At 63.4% G+C, this 15,309-nt stretch carries 11 protein-coding genes; 4 read left to right on the top strand and 7 right to left on the bottom strand.

Annotated elements, in window-relative coordinates; translation table 11 throughout:
• Nucleotides 1-31: 31 nt before the first annotated feature.
• Nucleotides 32-1,003 (top strand): prohibitin family protein, encoded by a 972-nt coding sequence (locus RBH20_RS03370; RefSeq protein ID WP_306705495.1) that lies wholly within the window; start codon nucleotides 32-34, stop codon nucleotides 1,001-1,003.
• 116 nt (nucleotides 1,004-1,119) lie between these two features.
• Here the strand turns inward: RBH20_RS03370 and RBH20_RS03375 are convergent, their stop codons facing one another.
• A complete protein-coding gene (locus RBH20_RS03375; RefSeq protein WP_306705497.1) occupies nucleotides 1,120-1,680 on the bottom strand; it encodes a type IV pilin in 561 nt (186 codons plus the stop codon).
• Nucleotides 1,681-1,885: 205 nt separating this feature from the next.
• On the opposite strand from RBH20_RS03375, the gene RBH20_RS03380 reads away from it, so the two are divergent.
• Nucleotides 1,886-2,869: an NAD-dependent epimerase/dehydratase family protein gene (locus tag RBH20_RS03380; RefSeq protein ID WP_306705499.1), complete on the top strand. Its 984-nt coding sequence runs from the start codon at nucleotides 1,886-1,888 to the stop codon at nucleotides 2,867-2,869.
• 3 nt (nucleotides 2,870-2,872) lie between these two features.
• Here the strand turns inward: RBH20_RS03380 and RBH20_RS03385 are convergent, their stop codons facing one another.
• Both RBH20_RS03385 and RBH20_RS03390 read right to left on the bottom strand, forming a co-directional pair.
• Nucleotides 2,873-3,943 (bottom strand): TrmB family transcriptional regulator, encoded by a 1,071-nt coding sequence (locus RBH20_RS03385; RefSeq protein WP_306705501.1) that lies wholly within the window; start codon nucleotides 3,941-3,943, stop codon nucleotides 2,873-2,875.
• Between the two features lie 182 nt (nucleotides 3,944-4,125).
• Nucleotides 4,126-6,720, bottom strand: a complete 2,595-nt coding sequence (locus RBH20_RS03390; protein WP_306705503.1) for a glycoside hydrolase family 3 N-terminal domain-containing protein — start codon at nucleotides 6,718-6,720, stop codon at nucleotides 4,126-4,128.
• A 142-nt stretch (nucleotides 6,721-6,862) separates the two neighbouring features.
• Here RBH20_RS03390 and RBH20_RS03395 point away from each other — a divergent pair, with 142 nt between their 5' ends.
• Nucleotides 6,863-7,921 carry an NAD(P)-dependent glycerol-1-phosphate dehydrogenase gene (locus RBH20_RS03395; RefSeq protein WP_306705506.1) on the top strand — a complete coding sequence of 353 codons (1,059 nt, stop codon included), beginning with the start codon at nucleotides 6,863-6,865 and terminating at the stop codon, nucleotides 7,919-7,921.
• On the opposite strand, the gene RBH20_RS03400 is transcribed toward RBH20_RS03395, so the two are convergent.
• From RBH20_RS03400 to RBH20_RS03410, 3 genes are all read right to left on the bottom strand, one after another.
• Nucleotides 7,918-8,433, bottom strand: coding sequence for an NUDIX hydrolase (locus RBH20_RS03400; RefSeq protein ID WP_306705508.1), 516 nt, complete (start codon nucleotides 8,431-8,433; stop codon nucleotides 7,918-7,920). The genes RBH20_RS03395 and RBH20_RS03400 overlap by 4 nt on opposite strands.
• 123 nt (nucleotides 8,434-8,556) lie before the next feature.
• Entirely contained in the window at nucleotides 8,557-10,368 is a 1,812-nt protein-coding gene (locus tag RBH20_RS03405; RefSeq protein WP_306705510.1) for a S9 family peptidase, read from the bottom strand.
• A gap of 107 nt (nucleotides 10,369-10,475) precedes the next feature.
• Nucleotides 10,476-12,233 carry a DUF2339 domain-containing protein gene (locus RBH20_RS03410; RefSeq protein WP_306705512.1) on the bottom strand — a complete coding sequence of 586 codons (1,758 nt, stop codon included), beginning with the start codon at nucleotides 12,231-12,233 and terminating at the stop codon, nucleotides 10,476-10,478.
• Nucleotides 12,234-12,364: 131 nt separating this feature from the next.
• On the opposite strand from RBH20_RS03410, the gene RBH20_RS03415 reads away from it, so the two are divergent.
• The gene (locus RBH20_RS03415) at nucleotides 12,365-13,423 is read left to right on the top strand and encodes a glycosyltransferase (protein WP_306705514.1); all 1,059 of its coding nucleotides are present in this window, start codon (nucleotides 12,365-12,367) and stop codon (nucleotides 13,421-13,423) included.
• A gap of 49 nt (nucleotides 13,424-13,472) precedes the next feature.
• Here RBH20_RS03415 and RBH20_RS03420 read toward each other — a convergent pair whose 3' ends face one another.
• Nucleotides 13,473-15,212 carry a Na+/H+ antiporter NhaC family protein gene (locus RBH20_RS03420; RefSeq protein ID WP_306705516.1) on the bottom strand — a complete coding sequence of 580 codons (1,740 nt, stop codon included), beginning with the start codon at nucleotides 15,210-15,212 and terminating at the stop codon, nucleotides 13,473-13,475.
• Nucleotides 15,213-15,309 lie beyond the last annotated feature (97 nt).

Raw genomic sequence — 15,309 nt, forward strand, 5'->3', positions numbered from 1 at the left:
AACCAACCGTCGTATCGTATCGGAGCACAGCATGAGTGACATCCCCGGTCCTGACCCCGATTCCGGGTCAGACATCGACATTGATGTCGGCCGCGGCCTCCGTATCGGAGTCAGCGTCGTTGTCGCCCTCGCCGTCGCAATAGCCCTGTTTGGTGGCTACCATCAGGTCCCCGAAGGCCACGTCGGCGTCCAGAAATCGTTCGGCGCGGTAACCGGTGACCAACTTCAGCCGGGCGCACACATCATCGTGCCAGTCAAGGATTCGGTTCAGGACGTGGAAATCCGGCCACGGACCTACACCATGGCCAACACAGAGGGCGAAGGCGACAGACCGTCACAAGCCGATGCGGTGACCGTCCAGACCATCAATGGGACGACGGTCGACATCGACATCACCGTCCGGTACAAGATCCAAGAATCAGACGCATCAGGATTCGTCACTGAATGGCGGACCGTCGGCCAGGCGGAGGAGCGACTTATCCGACCGTCCGTCCGGTCGCAGCTCCGTGATGAGGCCGCAGGTATCCAGACGAGCGAGATATACACCAACGACGGCCGCGAGCGACTCGGCGATGCGGCACAGCAGAAACTCGAATCCGCGTTCGAGGGCGAAGCGCTCGTCCTCGAAGAGGTGCAGGTTCGGACCGTTGACCTCCCAGACTCGTACGATCAGGCGCTCAACGACAAGGAAATCGCAAAGCAACGCGTCGAAGAGAAGAAATTCGAGATCCAACAGGCCGAACGCGACAAGGAACGGCAGGAGATTCAGGCCGAAGCCGACGCCCGGGTTATCGAGATCCGCGGTGAGGCGCTTCGGGACAACCCGGTCGTGCTGAAACAGCAGTACGTCCAGAGCATCGACGATTCGGATAAGGTCATTCTGGCGACTGACGATGATGGAACACCCATCATCCTGCAGACTGGCCGGAGCAGGGGCGGAAACACTTCCAGCGCCGATACTGGGTTCTCGACGAACGTAACGAACGCGACGGCCGGCAACTGAACACAGACACGCGGGCACGCCTCGTTCGTTTTTTATTTGGCTGTGCCGTTCATCAGAGATGACGACCGGTTTTGCGCAGTGGCAGATCGATATCGGGACACAGCGTACCTGTCGAGTCACGCAGTTAGTTGCTGCTGGATAATAACCGCGTTTGACGGGGTGTGCACGACTCGGACGGTCACTGTGTCGCCCGGCTGCAAGTCACAGTCCCCGCCCGCTATCCGGAAGACAATCACATCTCCGGGACGGAACTCGTCTGTAACCAGAGCCCCGGTATCATCAGCACCGCGCTCTGTAAGCGAGCCAGTGCTCTCATCAAAGATGTCGTCGCCCTCGATGTTGTCGCTCTGTGGCCGGTCACCGGATTTCACTGGGAGATTGACTAACCGCCCGTGCTTTTCAGTCCCATCGCTGCCGCAGTCAGCACTGACGGCCACCTCAATCTCGGAGACGCGGACGATATCTCCAGCAACGTGCCTGATACGGACGATGCCCCCGTCGAACCCACTCTGCGGGGCGAACTCACCGTCTGATTGGCTGATCACAGGCGCTGTGTCATCCAGTTTCTCCGCGAGGCCGAGCGTCGCCACTGACAGCACTGCTGCGAGAACGACAGTTACCGCCACGAGGAGGATAACCGAAATAACTGAAGAGACAGCACGCAACTTACCTGTCACTGCATCTGTTACTGCCCGACTACGTAAAAATATCCGCCCCCTGAGATGTCGTCTTGCACCGTACATTGCCGACTCTATCGCCCGTTCTGCTGATGGGGTGTCGGTCGTCATGCCACCTCGGTAAACACTCGGTGTCAACTGTCGGACCGCGGCAGACGCTGGCGGTGAGCCACACTGTTTTGCTGGTCCCGTTCGAGCACAGCGTATGGACAGTGTCCTCGTCATCGGCGGCGGTCGGTTCATCGGCCGGCACACAGTCACCGAGTTCCGCGACGCAGGCTACGACGTGACAATGCTCACCCGCGGACAGCGTCAGAATCCGTTCACGAACTCCGATGTCGCTCACATCAAGGGCGACCGACGCGAGCGGGACACACTCGAAACCGCTCGCGAACGGGTCGAGCCGGACGTGGTCGTCGACTGTGTGGCATACTTTCCGGAGGATGTCCGGGTGGCGACCGACGTGTTCGCCGATGTCGATGCGTACGTGTATATCTCAAGCGGCGCGGCCTACGGCGCTGAACGGACGCCCAAGCGGGAGGGGGAGACACCGCTTGCGGGCTGTACTGCCGAGCAGGCCACAACCGACAGCGCGGAGACCTACGGGCCGCGGAAGGCCGAAGGCGATCGTGAAGTGTTCGCTGCCGCGGAGGACGGTGTGCGAGCGATGAGCGTCCGACCGACCGTCGTGTACGGGCCCTACGACTACACTGAGCGGTTCGCCTACTGGGTCGACCGCGTGGCCGAGTACGAGCAGGTCGTTGTTCCCAGTGACGGCCTCAGCCTGTGGCAGATGGCCTACGTCGAGGACGTGGCGAGCGCGCTTCGCCTCGTCGCGGAGCGAGGGACAGCCGGCGAGGCCTACAACGTCGGCGACGAGCACGCGCCGACGCTCCGGGAGTGGGTCGACCTGCTTGCCAGAGTGCACGAGACGGATGTCGAGACAGTCGGTGTCGGTGAGCGCGAACTCGGGGCCGCGGGGCTGGACCCCGACGACTTCCCTATCTACCGCGAGTCACCGCATCTGCTATCGACGGCGAAGCTCCGCGACATAGGCTGGTCATCGACGCCCCACGAGACGGCACTGGCCGTAACCGTCGCCGAGCACCGGGAGAACGAGCGAACCGGCCGTGAGTTCGGGCCTGACCGGGACACGGAATCAGAGCTTATCGACCGCCTAACCGAATGACAACTACGTCCGGCGTAGCGTCGTGTGCTTGACCTCGTAGTCCTCTAAGAACGCACCGTATCCGCCGACGGTGATGCGGCCGTCTCCGATGTCGACGACCAGCGAGTTCTCGAACCCGAAATCGCTATTGTGCGGCTCAACGAGGTTCTGTCGGACGTCGATCACCTCGCCGGATATCACTTCGAAGTCGTCGTCGGAGCCCGTCTGCCGCGCGTACAGGTCGGCGACGACGGACTCACCAGCCCGGAGTGCGAGTGTGGTCGTGAACACGACGGGACGGAACATATCGTACCGAGCCGGGAGTGTCGGAGGTTGCGACACGAGGACCTCTTCGCCTATCGGCCAATAATTGCCCAGGTAGGAACCGACTAACACAGCCGCAACTGCCTCCTGCGTAAACGTGATCGCGTTCGTCTCGTCGTGATCCCAGCTGAGCATTGTCGACGGAGAGACGAACCCGCGCTGCTGGTCCGTCGCAAGCAACGAAGGCGCGCCATCGAGGCCGATTCGGACGGCGTTGGCGATCTCCTCTAGGTCTAACTCCATCGTCGCCCTGTCGTAACTCGACAGCGTTAGGAGCACGAGGATGCCCCGTTCCTGGGCACGACGGAGCGGTTCGCGGATATCGGGGAGCCGCCGGGCCGGGATCTGCAGAATAACCTCGCAGTCGGCGGCTTCGATGTGTTGCTCCAGCCGTTTGACGATAGTCGGTCGGGACTTGACCACCTCGAAAGTGTTATTCTCGGCCGAAGTGTCCTCGTACCGGGTCTGTACCGCTGTCTCCAGCGTGTCGAGTTCGCGTTTCAGCGCGCCAAAAGCCTCTGACGGGGGTGTCGCACGGATGATCGTCGGTGTCCGATGGTCGTCGACGGTGACAAAGCCGTCCGCGGCCAGCGAACCACAGATGTCGTACACGTAGCTCTTGGATATCCCTGCTGTTTCGGCCACTGTTCGGGCTGTTGCTGGCCCCTTTTCGACGACGGCGAGGTACGTTTCTGCCTCTGTCCTGGAGAGGCCATACTGCTGGAGTCGGTCCCGAAGGGTCTCGCTGGGTTGGCGTGTGGAGTCAGGCATAGATGTCCTGCTCAAACCGCATTGGCTGATTCCGTGTCACTGGGTCACTGCTTTAGGTACTATAATCGAATATACATAATTGTTTGTGGGCGTGCGAGCGGACCAGTGTCTGTCTGTGCATGGTGGGTCTCTGAGGTCTGTGCACCGGCGGGAACACCGCGGATTAGAGTACGTGACCCGCCTCAGGATCCCTTCCGAACCTCATCGAGAAGTTCGACGACGTCTTCCATGGTGGGGTCGCGGCTGGTGCTGTCGCCGTTAGCATTTCTGTTCCCGTTGTTACCGTTGCCGGTTTTATTCCCACTATTGCCCCGACCGGGGTTGCTCTCTGACCCGTTCGGGAGGCCCGGAACGGGGTCCGGATCGGTGATGCTCGCCGTGTTCCGGACGGTGAGCGTGGCCGTTGGGCCGTCTTGGCCGACAGTGAGTTGGTACTCGCCAGCTTCGACGACCTTCGGGCCGAGTCCAAGCACGTCACCGGGAACCACCTCCAGCGCCGTCAGGTCGGCGGTCACGTCCACTGTGGCTGACTCGCCAGCGTCAAGCGAGACACGCTCGTAGCCGAGCAGTCGGCGTCTCGGCTGGAGGACCGAGCCGTACGACTGGGTGTTGAACACCTCGACGATGTGCTCGCCAGCCATCTCGCCGACGTTCGTCACCTCGACGCTGACAGTCACTTCAGACTGGTTAGCCGGGTTACCGACAGTGGGCTGCGTGACCGAGACGCTGCCGTACTCGAAATTGGTGTACGAGAGCCCGTGGCCGTACTCGTACAGCGCGGTGTTGTCCGTCGCGCCCGTCGATGTCGGGTCGTAGCGGCTGTGCTGTACGGGCGCGGTCCCGACGTTCTCGGGCCAACTGAAAGGGAGCTTGCCCGAGGGGTTGTACTCGCCGACCAGTGTTTCGGCGATGGCGACCCCGCCGTCGCTACCGGGCTGGCCGGCAAACAGGAGGGCGTCGAGCTGGCTGAACGTCTCCGGAGACCCTCGCGGCGCACCGGCGAGCATGACGCCGATTATCGGCGTCGAATCGTCTGCGGATTCGACGACGGTGTCGAGGAGGGCTTGCTGGGACTCGTCGAGCACCAGTTCGTCACGGTCGCCGAACCCTTCATTGTGGGTCCCTTCGCCGATAACGACGACGACGGCGTCGGACTCGGGAGCAGCCGATTCGACCTGTGACCGTTGCTCGTCGGTGAAGTCGAAATTTCCGTTCTCGTCGCTCTGCTGGTTCTCGCCGTCGCCCTCGCCGGCCCACCAGGTGGTGTTCTCGTACGAGGTGGGAACGTGCGTGAGACTGCCGACGCGAGCGCGGAGTTCCGCTTCGAGGAGGTTCTGGCGCGGGAACGGGCCGCTGGCGCTGGCCCCCTGCCAGCCAAGCGTCCAGCCGCCGTGTTGCATCAGCGCGCGGGTGTTGTTGCCGTTGGCGTCGACGCCGGGCCCGGTCAGCAGGACGGTCTCGTCGCCGGACAGCGGGAGCGTGTCCTCCGTGTTTTTCAGGAGGACCATCGATTCCTTTGCCATCGTCTCGGCGGTCTCCTGTGCGCCGCCGAGTACGTTCCCGATGCGGGACTCGTCGACCGTCGGCTGCTCGAACAGGCCGAGGTCGGCCTTCAGTTCGAGGATCCGCCGGACCGCTTCGTCGATACGCTCCATCGGAATCGCGCCGTCCTCGACGAGGCCGACCACGGTATCGATGAACTGGACCGGTCCCGGTGCGTCGCCGCCGTTGCCGATCATATACATATCGACGCCAGCGTTGATGGCCATCTCTGTCGCCGTCTCGAAGTCGGGCGCGTAGTCGTGGTTCGTGATCATGCGGTTCAGGTCGTCCCAGTCCGAGACGACCATCCCCTCGTAGCCGTAGGTATCCCGGAGCAGGGTCGTCAACAGCCAGTGAGAGGCGTGGGCCGGCACCCCGTTTATCGACCCGCTGTTGACCATTACCGTCCCGGGTTCGGATTTCAGTGCCTCCCGGTACGGCGGGAGGATGTTCGTCCGGAGGTCACGTAGCGACGTTGAGGCCGGTGCGCGGTCGTTGCCGTTGTTCGGGATGGAGTAGGCCGCGAAGTGTTTGACACACGCTGTCAGCCGGTCGTCGTCCTCAAGTGCCCGTGCTCGTACCCGTGAGACATCCGCTTCGAGTTTTGGGTCCTCGCTGATACCCTCGAAGAAGCGGCCCCAGCGGGGGTCTCGCTGGAGATCCGTCGTCGGTGCGAAGGTCCAGTGTGCGCCCATCGCCGCCGTTGAGTTGCTCGTGTGGCGCTCGGCCTCTGCGATCAGACTCAGGTCTCGCGTCGCACCCATGTTCAACCGCTGGGGGAACACCGTCGCACCCTCCAAGAGGCCGTTGCCGTGTGTTGCATCGACGCCGTAGAGAAACGGGATGTCGTGATCGGCGTTCTCCATGTTGTATTCCTGGAGAGCATTGATTCCTTGAACCACGGTCTCGCCGTCGAAGCTCGGCGGTTCGGCCCCACCTGAGAGGATTGACCCGACGCCGAGTTCACTGAAATACTCGCCGACCGTGTCGACCCCGAAGCTATCAGGGACGTTTGATTCCTCGGGTTCTGCCTCGAAGGAGCTAATTGCGACCTGCGTCATCTGTCCCGCTTTCTCCTCCAGTGTGAGGTCGCCGACGAGCGAATCGACGTCCGGTTGCGCCGCGGCGGTCCCAACACCTGCGCCGGTGGCGGCCGCTGCCGTGGCCACGCCGGTCGCTTTCAGAAACGCCCGCCGAGACGCTCGCATGCCGTCGTCAGTCGTGTCATGTGCCATGACAGGCACACCCAATCGTTAACGTTAATAATTGTTTTTGAAAAACTTGTGTGTAATAGTTGCCAACGGATTTTGGGTACCGCGCAGTCGGAACGCCAGTCGCACCTAAACTGTTTTCACGCGTGCCCGGAGACAGGCAACCATGTTCGAGAAACGCACCTGGATCCGTCTCCCCCGGAACGTCGTGGTCGGGCACGGTGTCCTCGGCCAGGCAATCGAGGCCGTGAGCGAACTCCACCTGACCGGCAGGCCGCTGGTTGTCTCCAGTCCGACGCCACATGATGTCGCCGGCAAGCGGGTCGTCGACCAGTTTGAGGACGCGGGGTACGACCCCTCCGAGATCGTCATCGATCAAGCCAGTTTCGATGCCGTCCAGCAGGTCATCGACCACGCGTCGGAGATTGATGCGGGCTTCCTGCTTGGTGTTGGCGGCGGGAAGGCCATCGATATCACGAAGATGGCAGCCGACGACCTCGGGCTGGGGTTTGTCTCGGTGCCGACGGCCGCGAGCCACGACGGCATCGTCTCTGGCCGCGGCTCGGTCCCCGAAGGTGATACGCGCCACAGCGTCGCCGCTGAGCCGCCACTGGCCGTCATCGCCGACACTGAGGTGCTGGCAGAGGCCCCCTGGCGGCTGACCACTGCCGGCTGTGCCGACATAATCTCGAACTACACCGCGGTTCGGGACTGGCAACTTGCCCACCGGCTCAAGAACGTCCACTACTCCGAGTACGCCGGCGCGCTCTCCCAGATGACCGCCGAGATGCTCGTCGAGAGTGCTGACTCGATAAAACAGGGGCTCGAGGAGTCGTCATGGATTGTCGTGAAAGCGCTCGTTTCTTCCGGCGTTGCGATGTCTATTGCCGGTTCTTCTCGGCCGGCAAGCGGCGCGGAACACCTGTTTTCCCACCAGCTGGATCGGCTCGTCCCAGACGGCGCGCTTCACGGCCATCAGGTCGGTGTCGGCTCGATCATGACCGAATACCTCCACAGCGGCCAGAAAGGCCAGTGGAAAGACGCCAGAGATGCACTGGCCGCCATCGGCGCGCCGACAACGGCAGACGAGCTCGGCATCGATGACGAGACGGTGATCGAAGCGCTGACCACGGCCCATCAGATCCGTGACCGCTACACGGTGTTGGGGGATGGAATGAGTGAAGAAGCAGCGATAGAAGCAGCGACCGTTACCGGCGTTATCTAAACCAGTTCCGCGACCGCGACATCGCTCGCGTCGTCCCACCGGATCGACGCTTCGGCCTCGTCGGGCGTCCCAGCGTCACCGTCTTCGGGTGCCGTGCTTTTGATCTCCGCGTCGAACACGATACTGAGCCGGTACACCGTCTCAGCGTCCGGGTCTGCCTCGTTTCGCACGCCACAAATGGTCGCCCGAACCGCGTCACGAATCGTACACGCGACGCCGGCCGTTTCGGTGACAACCCGCTCGACCGCTGCCGCCGGCCGTTCGGCCCCCTGTGTCTGGCCTTGCGGGATCTCCCAGGACCCGTCAGCGTCACTCATCAACACGTCGCCCGACTCGTTGTGGACGAACGCGTGTACGTCCACCTGTCCTGCTCGTGAGCGCTCGACAGCACGCTGGTATGCCTCTGCACCCACCGAAAAGGTGGTCTGGTCAACCGGCGTCGAGCCGAACTCCTGTTCGAGACGGGCGAGACGCTCTTGCACCCGTGCTCGCGAGCGCTCGGCTATCTCCATACGAAACGGTGCTTCGGCAGCATAATAAATCCGCCTGAACACTCTCACGGTTTGAAAATACCCCGGTGTACCGGCGACAACACGCGTGCAGTGGACGCCCGCGACAACGTTAGTATGGCTCGCTCAGACGTGGTCGTTGAGGAATTCGACGACGGCGGTGTACGCTTCAATCCGGTTCTCCCGCTTGCTGATGCCGTGTCCCTCGTCGTCGAAGATGAGCTTTTCCACCGGGACGCCCTGTTTGGACGCCTGCTCGGCGATTTGTTCGGCCTCGTCAACTGGGACACGCGGGTCGTTGGCCCCGTGGAGGACGAACAGTGGCGCGTGGATGCGGTCGACGTTGTTGATCGGCGAGATAGATTCGAGGAACTCGCGGTCCGCTTCGAGAGACCCGTACTCGGCCTCGCGGAGTTCCCGCCGCCAGTCACCGGTGTTCTCCAGAAACGTCACGAAGTTGGCGATGCCAACCACGTCGACACCGGCCGCCCAGAGGTCCGGGTACTCGGTCAGTGCCGCAAGGACCATGAAACCGCCGTAGGACCCGCCCATCGCCACGATCCGGTCGGAGTCGACAGCCCGGTGGTCGTGGAGCCAATCGACGCCGGCCCGAAGGTCTTTCACCGAGTCCATCCGCTTTTCCACGTCATCAAGGTGCGTGTAGGCCTTTCCGTAGCCCGTCGACCCGCGGACATTGGGCTCGAAGACGGCGTAGCCTCGTGAGAGGAAGTACTGGGTCAGGCCGGAGAACGACGGGCGACGCTGGCTCTCCGGGCCGCCGTGGATATCGACGATGACGGGCGTGTCGCCGTCAGCGCCAGCCCCGTCAGCCGCGCCGTCCGGCAGCGAGAACAGCGCCGGAATCTCTCGCCCGTCGAAGGAGTCAAACCGGACGACTTCTGGCTCAATGAACGTTTCACGCGGGATGCCAGCTGTCGAGGCGGCCGTCCACTGCTCGCTCTCGCCGGTCTCGGCCTCCACGACGAACACGTTGGTGTTGACCTGCCGCCCGGTGACGCTGACGGCGAACCGTTCGGCGTCGGGTCCCCACGAAACGCCCCCGGCCAGCCCGCCCGGCAGGTCCGGCGTCGGGAACGTCTCAATGGTTGTCGGCCCTGTCAGTTCGCCGACGGTGAGTTCGTTGTAGCCGTCGATGTTGCGCGAGTACACGAGACGGCCACTGTCCTTGTCAAGCGCGACGCCGTCGATGTTCCACTGGTCGTCCGAGCGGACGATGTCGAGGTCGCCCTCAAGCGAAAGGCGGGCAAGTTCGAGCGTGTCGCTTTCGGCGTCGGTGACGAGATACACCGCCTCGCCCTCCGGTCCCCACGACGCGCTCGTGTAACGGACCTTCCCCTCGTGTGGCGTGAGATGGCTGCGATTCCCGCTGTCGATGTCAAGCACGTAGATGTCTTGGTCGAAACTGGAGTGGGCTTCGCTGACTAACAGTCGCTCACCGTCGGGCGAGAAGCCGCGGACGGAGAACCAGCCATCTCCCTTCCAGATTAGGTCCGCATCGTCGCCGGTCGCGTCGCGGTCCTGCACGTAGATGTCGAAGACAGCCTCGTCCCGACGGTTCGACGCGAACGCGAAGCGCTCGCCATCGGGCGACCAGCCGCCCCAGCGGTGTTTCGCGTCGGGCATCCCGGTGAGTTCGTGGACGCGCCCGTTCGCGTCGAGCCGGTACAGCTGCGCCCGCTCGTTGCCGCCCTCGTCCATGCCGAAGACGAGTTCCTGGCGCTCGGGCGAGAAGTCGACGAAGCTCACAGTGTCGTCGTAGAACGTCAACTGTTCGGGCCAGCCGTGGGGTTCGGGAAGCGACCAGAGCTGGGCAACGCCGGTCGTGTTCATCAGGAAAGCGAGCGTCCCGTCCGGCGCGAACGAGCTGCCGTAGGCGCTTCGGACGTTGAGATAGCGCGAAAGGTCGTACGCGGTCACAACGGGAGGGAGGGCAGGCACGGGCAAAACCCTTTGTGGCGACCGTAGTCCTGATTCAGCGGAACGCAGCTGTGTTACCCTGACAGACGCTGAAGCGGTTTCTCGCCCTACCAGCGGGCGTACGCGTACGAGGCGACGAGGAGAATCCCCCCGAGTACGAGAAAGGAGAGTGTCCGGGCGAGCGTATCGAGCCCCTGCGTATCGTAGAGGAACACCTTGACTGTCACCAGGCCGAGGACGACGACGCCCTGAAGCCGACGACTGCGGGCGTCAAGTGCGAGGCCAACCCCGACGAACACGAGCCCCAGAACTGCCCAGGCGACCGACAGACTCGCTCCCGAAAGCTCCAGTCCCAGAAGCACCACTGCGAGCCCGGTCGCAGTCCAGACGTACGGCGCAGCCACCGAAAGTTTGCGGTCACTGCTGGGTACCGTCGTCGATGTGCCGCTGAACCATCGACCGAGTGCATAGAAAACCGCGATTCCCAGCAGATAGGCGGCCGGCCGCCCCGTCACCGTCGCAAGTGGGTCCGCAAGCGAGAACGCCGGTAATCTGGTCGCGTCCACAACGAGCAGTTTGACGACAGTCCCGACAGCGACGAGATGCCCGCCGATACGGACCGCCCCTGCATCGTGCCGGGCTCCGAGCGCCAGCGCCCCACAGAGCAGGATGAGGAGACCGACGGTTTCGACGAACGGGTCGGCCGCGAGGATGACACTGATGGCGAGTAGAACGACGGCAAGCACCCCAGAGGCGCTGTTTTGCTGTCTCAGGCGTGACTCCGTGACGGCGTAGATGCCGCCGAGGGCGAGCCCGACTGCCCCGACAGCTACCCCGTCCGGTGCCGTCGGGATGAGTCGACGAACGACTCCTTCCAGCAACAACACGGCGAACACGGCATTGGACGCGGTCGTCCCTTCCACCAGTCGGCGGTGCCATCGATCCGTTCGGTCGCTCGCACGGAGTACGTACACACCGGCAGCATATATTCCGAACGTCGCGGCGAGAACAGCGGTGGCGACCGCCTCAGGCGGCTCCAGCCGCTCCAACCACGCAAGGTGGAGCACGTAGGCCGGGAGGACGCTGCCGAGGACGAGTCGGCTCCACGGGCGGACAGCGGCGATGGTCACGAGCCCGGCAGTGAGAAGCACGACGTAGGCCGGCGAGACGATGAAGGACCCGGCGTCGATTCCGACGTAGGCAGTGACGTATCCCAGCAGGAACGCCTCGCCGGCGACAGCCGGTGCGTGGTCCCGGACCGAGAGCGCCGCGGTGGCGGCCACGAGAGCTGTCAAGACCAGCAGCACCGCCCACAGTGGCGCTCCGATGGCAGCGCGGTACGACTCGAAGCCGTAGGCCGCGTAGACGCTGAAATACGCGATTGCGAGGCCAGTCCCGGCGACGAGTCGCCCCCACCGGCTGTAGCCCTGTGCCTCGGCGGCGTACCGGCCGCCAGCGAGCAGTATGAGCCCGCCCGCCGTGCCGGTGAGTACACGCCCGAGCGGGCCGAGGTATCCCGCCTCGATGGCCAGCCGAATGAAGAAGACGACGCCGACCACCAGCGTGAGGCCACCGACCCCACCGAGCCACTTCATCCCGATGTTGCGCTCCCAGTTCCGTTCGTCGGCCGGTGCGTTGCTGTCGGCAGTCTCGCCGGTGTCTGGCTCTGGCTCCGTACTACCTACGGACTCCGATTCGGGAGCCGCTGTGTCCGACTCGACTGCTGTGCTGGCAGTTTCGGCCTCGGTGGACGGAGGCGGGTCGGTGTCTAACGCCGACTCCAGGGCGGCGATGCGTGTGTGGAGGGCATCAACCTCGGCACGGAGTTCCTGTACCTCCGCACTGAGGTCGCCATCATCGCTCATACAGTGACACGTTGCGGAGTCGCTGTAATAAACATCCAGCCGAACGACAGGTTTGTCGAGGGCAAACCTGTCGTCTGCCGCCGTCAGACTCGAACGGGTGGATTTTTGAGCGGCCACGTCGTCGCCCCTGTATGCGTGTCGCGGTCGTCGCCATGGAGACGAGTCAGTACCGGGACACAGTGGGCCGGACCCGGCTGGAGCGGGTGGCCACCGAACTCGCCGCTGCCGGCCACGACGTGACCGTGTTCTGTTCGCAGTGGTGGCCGGGGTTCGATAATCAGCGCGAGCGCGACGGCGTTACGTACCGCGCTGTCACCGTCTCGCCCACTGTCCCGTCCTTCTGTGTCCGCCTGCCAGTCATGCTTGCTCGGTTCCGACCGGATGTCGTCCACGTTCACCCGACACCAGCATCAGTCTCGCTCGCGGCCAAGACCGGCGCAACGCTTTCACGCGCACCGCTTTTGACGGAGTGGTTCGGGGACGAGGACGTCCCCAAAAACCGCCGGGCTAGCCTTGCGCTTCAGGCGTCGGACTGTCTCATCACCCCCTCTGAACTCGTCCGTACGCGGGTCCGAGAGCGGGGGGCGACGGCGGACCAGACCACGATACTCCCACAGAGCATCGACATGGATCTCGTTAGAGAGGCCGATGCCGGCGAGGAGATCGACGTGGTGTACGCCCATCGACTGGACGGCAGTGCGAACGTCGAGTCGCTGCTGCTCGGGCTGGCGGAACTCAGACAGAAGGGCTGGTCGGCGACGATCATCGGTGACGGCCCGGAACGGGAGTACTACGAACAGGAGGCGGCCGACCTTCGTATCGACGACCGCGTGACCTTCGCCGGCGCGTGCGATATCGAAGAGCGCGTCTCGGTTTACAAGGGCGCGCACGTATTCGTCCAGACGGCGTTCCGGGAGTGTTTCGCCACGGACCTCCTCTGGGCAATGGCCTGTGGCTGTATCGGCATCGTGGAGTACCAGGCCGAGTCGTCGGCCCACGAACTCATCGAGCAGCGCGACCGTGCCTTCCGGGTGACGAACCCGCAGGAAATCGCCGACAAAATCACCGAGTCGGCCGGCTTCGAGCGCCGGACGGTCGACGAGTCCTTCGTCGAGTTCGACCACACACAGGTCCGTGCGGAGTACGAGGACCTCTACGAGAAGCAAATCGAGGATACTGGCCTTTTCTAATCGAAACGGCGCTCAGACGCACTGACGGCGAGCAGAAACGCGCCGTCAGTCAGTACGGGATGACGCGGAACCCTTCGGGGAGCACCAGCCCGAACACAAGGAACAGCACGGCTGCGATACCCGCCGCGATGAGGGCGTAGGGGGCTTGACTCCTGACGTGGACCATGTGATCGCTGCCGCTCGTCGAGGAGGCCAGCACGGTCGTGTCGCTGATGGGCGATGTGTGGTCACCGAAGATGCCGCCGCTGAACACCGCGCCGAGGACGAGCGGGAGGTTCGCGCCCGTCGAGAACGCCAGCGGGATGGCGATGGGGAACATGATGCCGTAGGTCGACCACGACGACCCATCGGAGAAGCTGACAAAAGAGGTCACGAGGAAGATGCCGACTGGGATGATGAACGCCGGCACGCCGCCGAAGACGTTCGTCACGAACGACGAGACACCGAGTATCGTCACTGCGTTCTGGATGGAACTGGCGAACATCAGGATGACAGCAGCCAGGAGGATGCCCTTGAAACCGACCATCATCGCATCGGTGGCGTCGTCGTTCGACGGGATGTCGCCCTTCCAGCGATACAGCAGGAAGCCGACGATAAGTGCTGAGAACGAGGCGAGACCGAGCTGGACGCCACCGATGTTGAACGCCCAGGGACCGCTCGGCGGCGTGATTAGCTGCCAACTGCCGAGTTGGAGCAGTGTGGCCCCCATCCCTTCCTTCCCTTTGACGTAGATAACGGGGCTGGCCCGCCAGAACATCGCGCCGAGGCCGACGACGATCATGGTGAGGATCGGCCAGGCGAAGTTCCGCCAGTCCGGTGTGGCGGTTTCGGACATCTCGTATTCGTCCATCTCCGCAGATATCATCGGATCGGCGTCGTCGCCGACGACCTTCCCTTCGTTTCTCGCTCGGGACTCCTCTGTTCCCATCCCGTAGATGTTTGGCACGACCTGCCACGCGACGAGGCCAGCGAGTCCAAGCGCGATCCATGAGTAAAAGCCGGTAAACAGCGTGTTGAAAAACAGCGGCCAGACGGCGCCGGTTGCCGCGGTGACCTGCTCGCCGCCGGTGTTCACGAAGTTCGTCATCCCCGACGGCAGCGTTCCCTGACGCTGTGCCTCAACGAGGCCACCTCCGATGAAGCCGACCATCGCCGCTCCCCAGGTCGAGTAGAACGCGAGCCGGGACGCCGGCGACCCCGCTGAGTCGACGTAGTAGGCCAGCTTGGCCCGTGACACGTCGAACTTGTCGGTCAGCGGTCGCATCATTGAGCCGACCACGAGGCAGTTGAAGTAGTCGTCAATGTGGATGGAGATACCGGCCAGAAACGCAGCCTTCTCGGCGTCTGCGGCGGAGTCGGCCCGTGCCACCAGCGCCTCCAGCACACCCTGAATCGCACCAGCTCGAATCATCAGTCCGATCAGCCCGCCGATGGCGAAGATGGCGAGCAAGACGTTCTTGACGTACCACTCTCCGAATAGCGGGGCCGTGGCAATTATATCTGGAACGAGCTTCAGGCCGAAAATGCCGCCAAGCACGATGCCACCAAGACCGACCGTCCAGGGACTCCCGTCCTCGGCCTGTGGCTGGACGGTCGCCACCTCGCCGCCAGCGGTGATCAGGTCCGACGGGACCCCGACTGCTTGGGGGTGTAATGCGCCGACCAGCATGCCTGTGATGACGATACCCACGAACAGTCCGATAAGCGCGTCTCGGGTGTACCAGGCGAGACCGATTGCGACGAGCGCTGGAACGATTGACCACGGTCCAGCCGCGATTCCCTCAACCATGCCGGCAGGTCTAGGTGGCGCTATATTAAGGTATGTATTCACACCCGCATCAGGGATGGTCCAGACGAAACCCGTTTGAGCGTCGGTCCCCTCCATT

The organism is Haloarcula sp. H-GB4 (assembly GCF_030848575.1).
Classification (GTDB): Archaea; Halobacteriota; Halobacteria; order Halobacteriales; family Haloarculaceae; genus Haloarcula.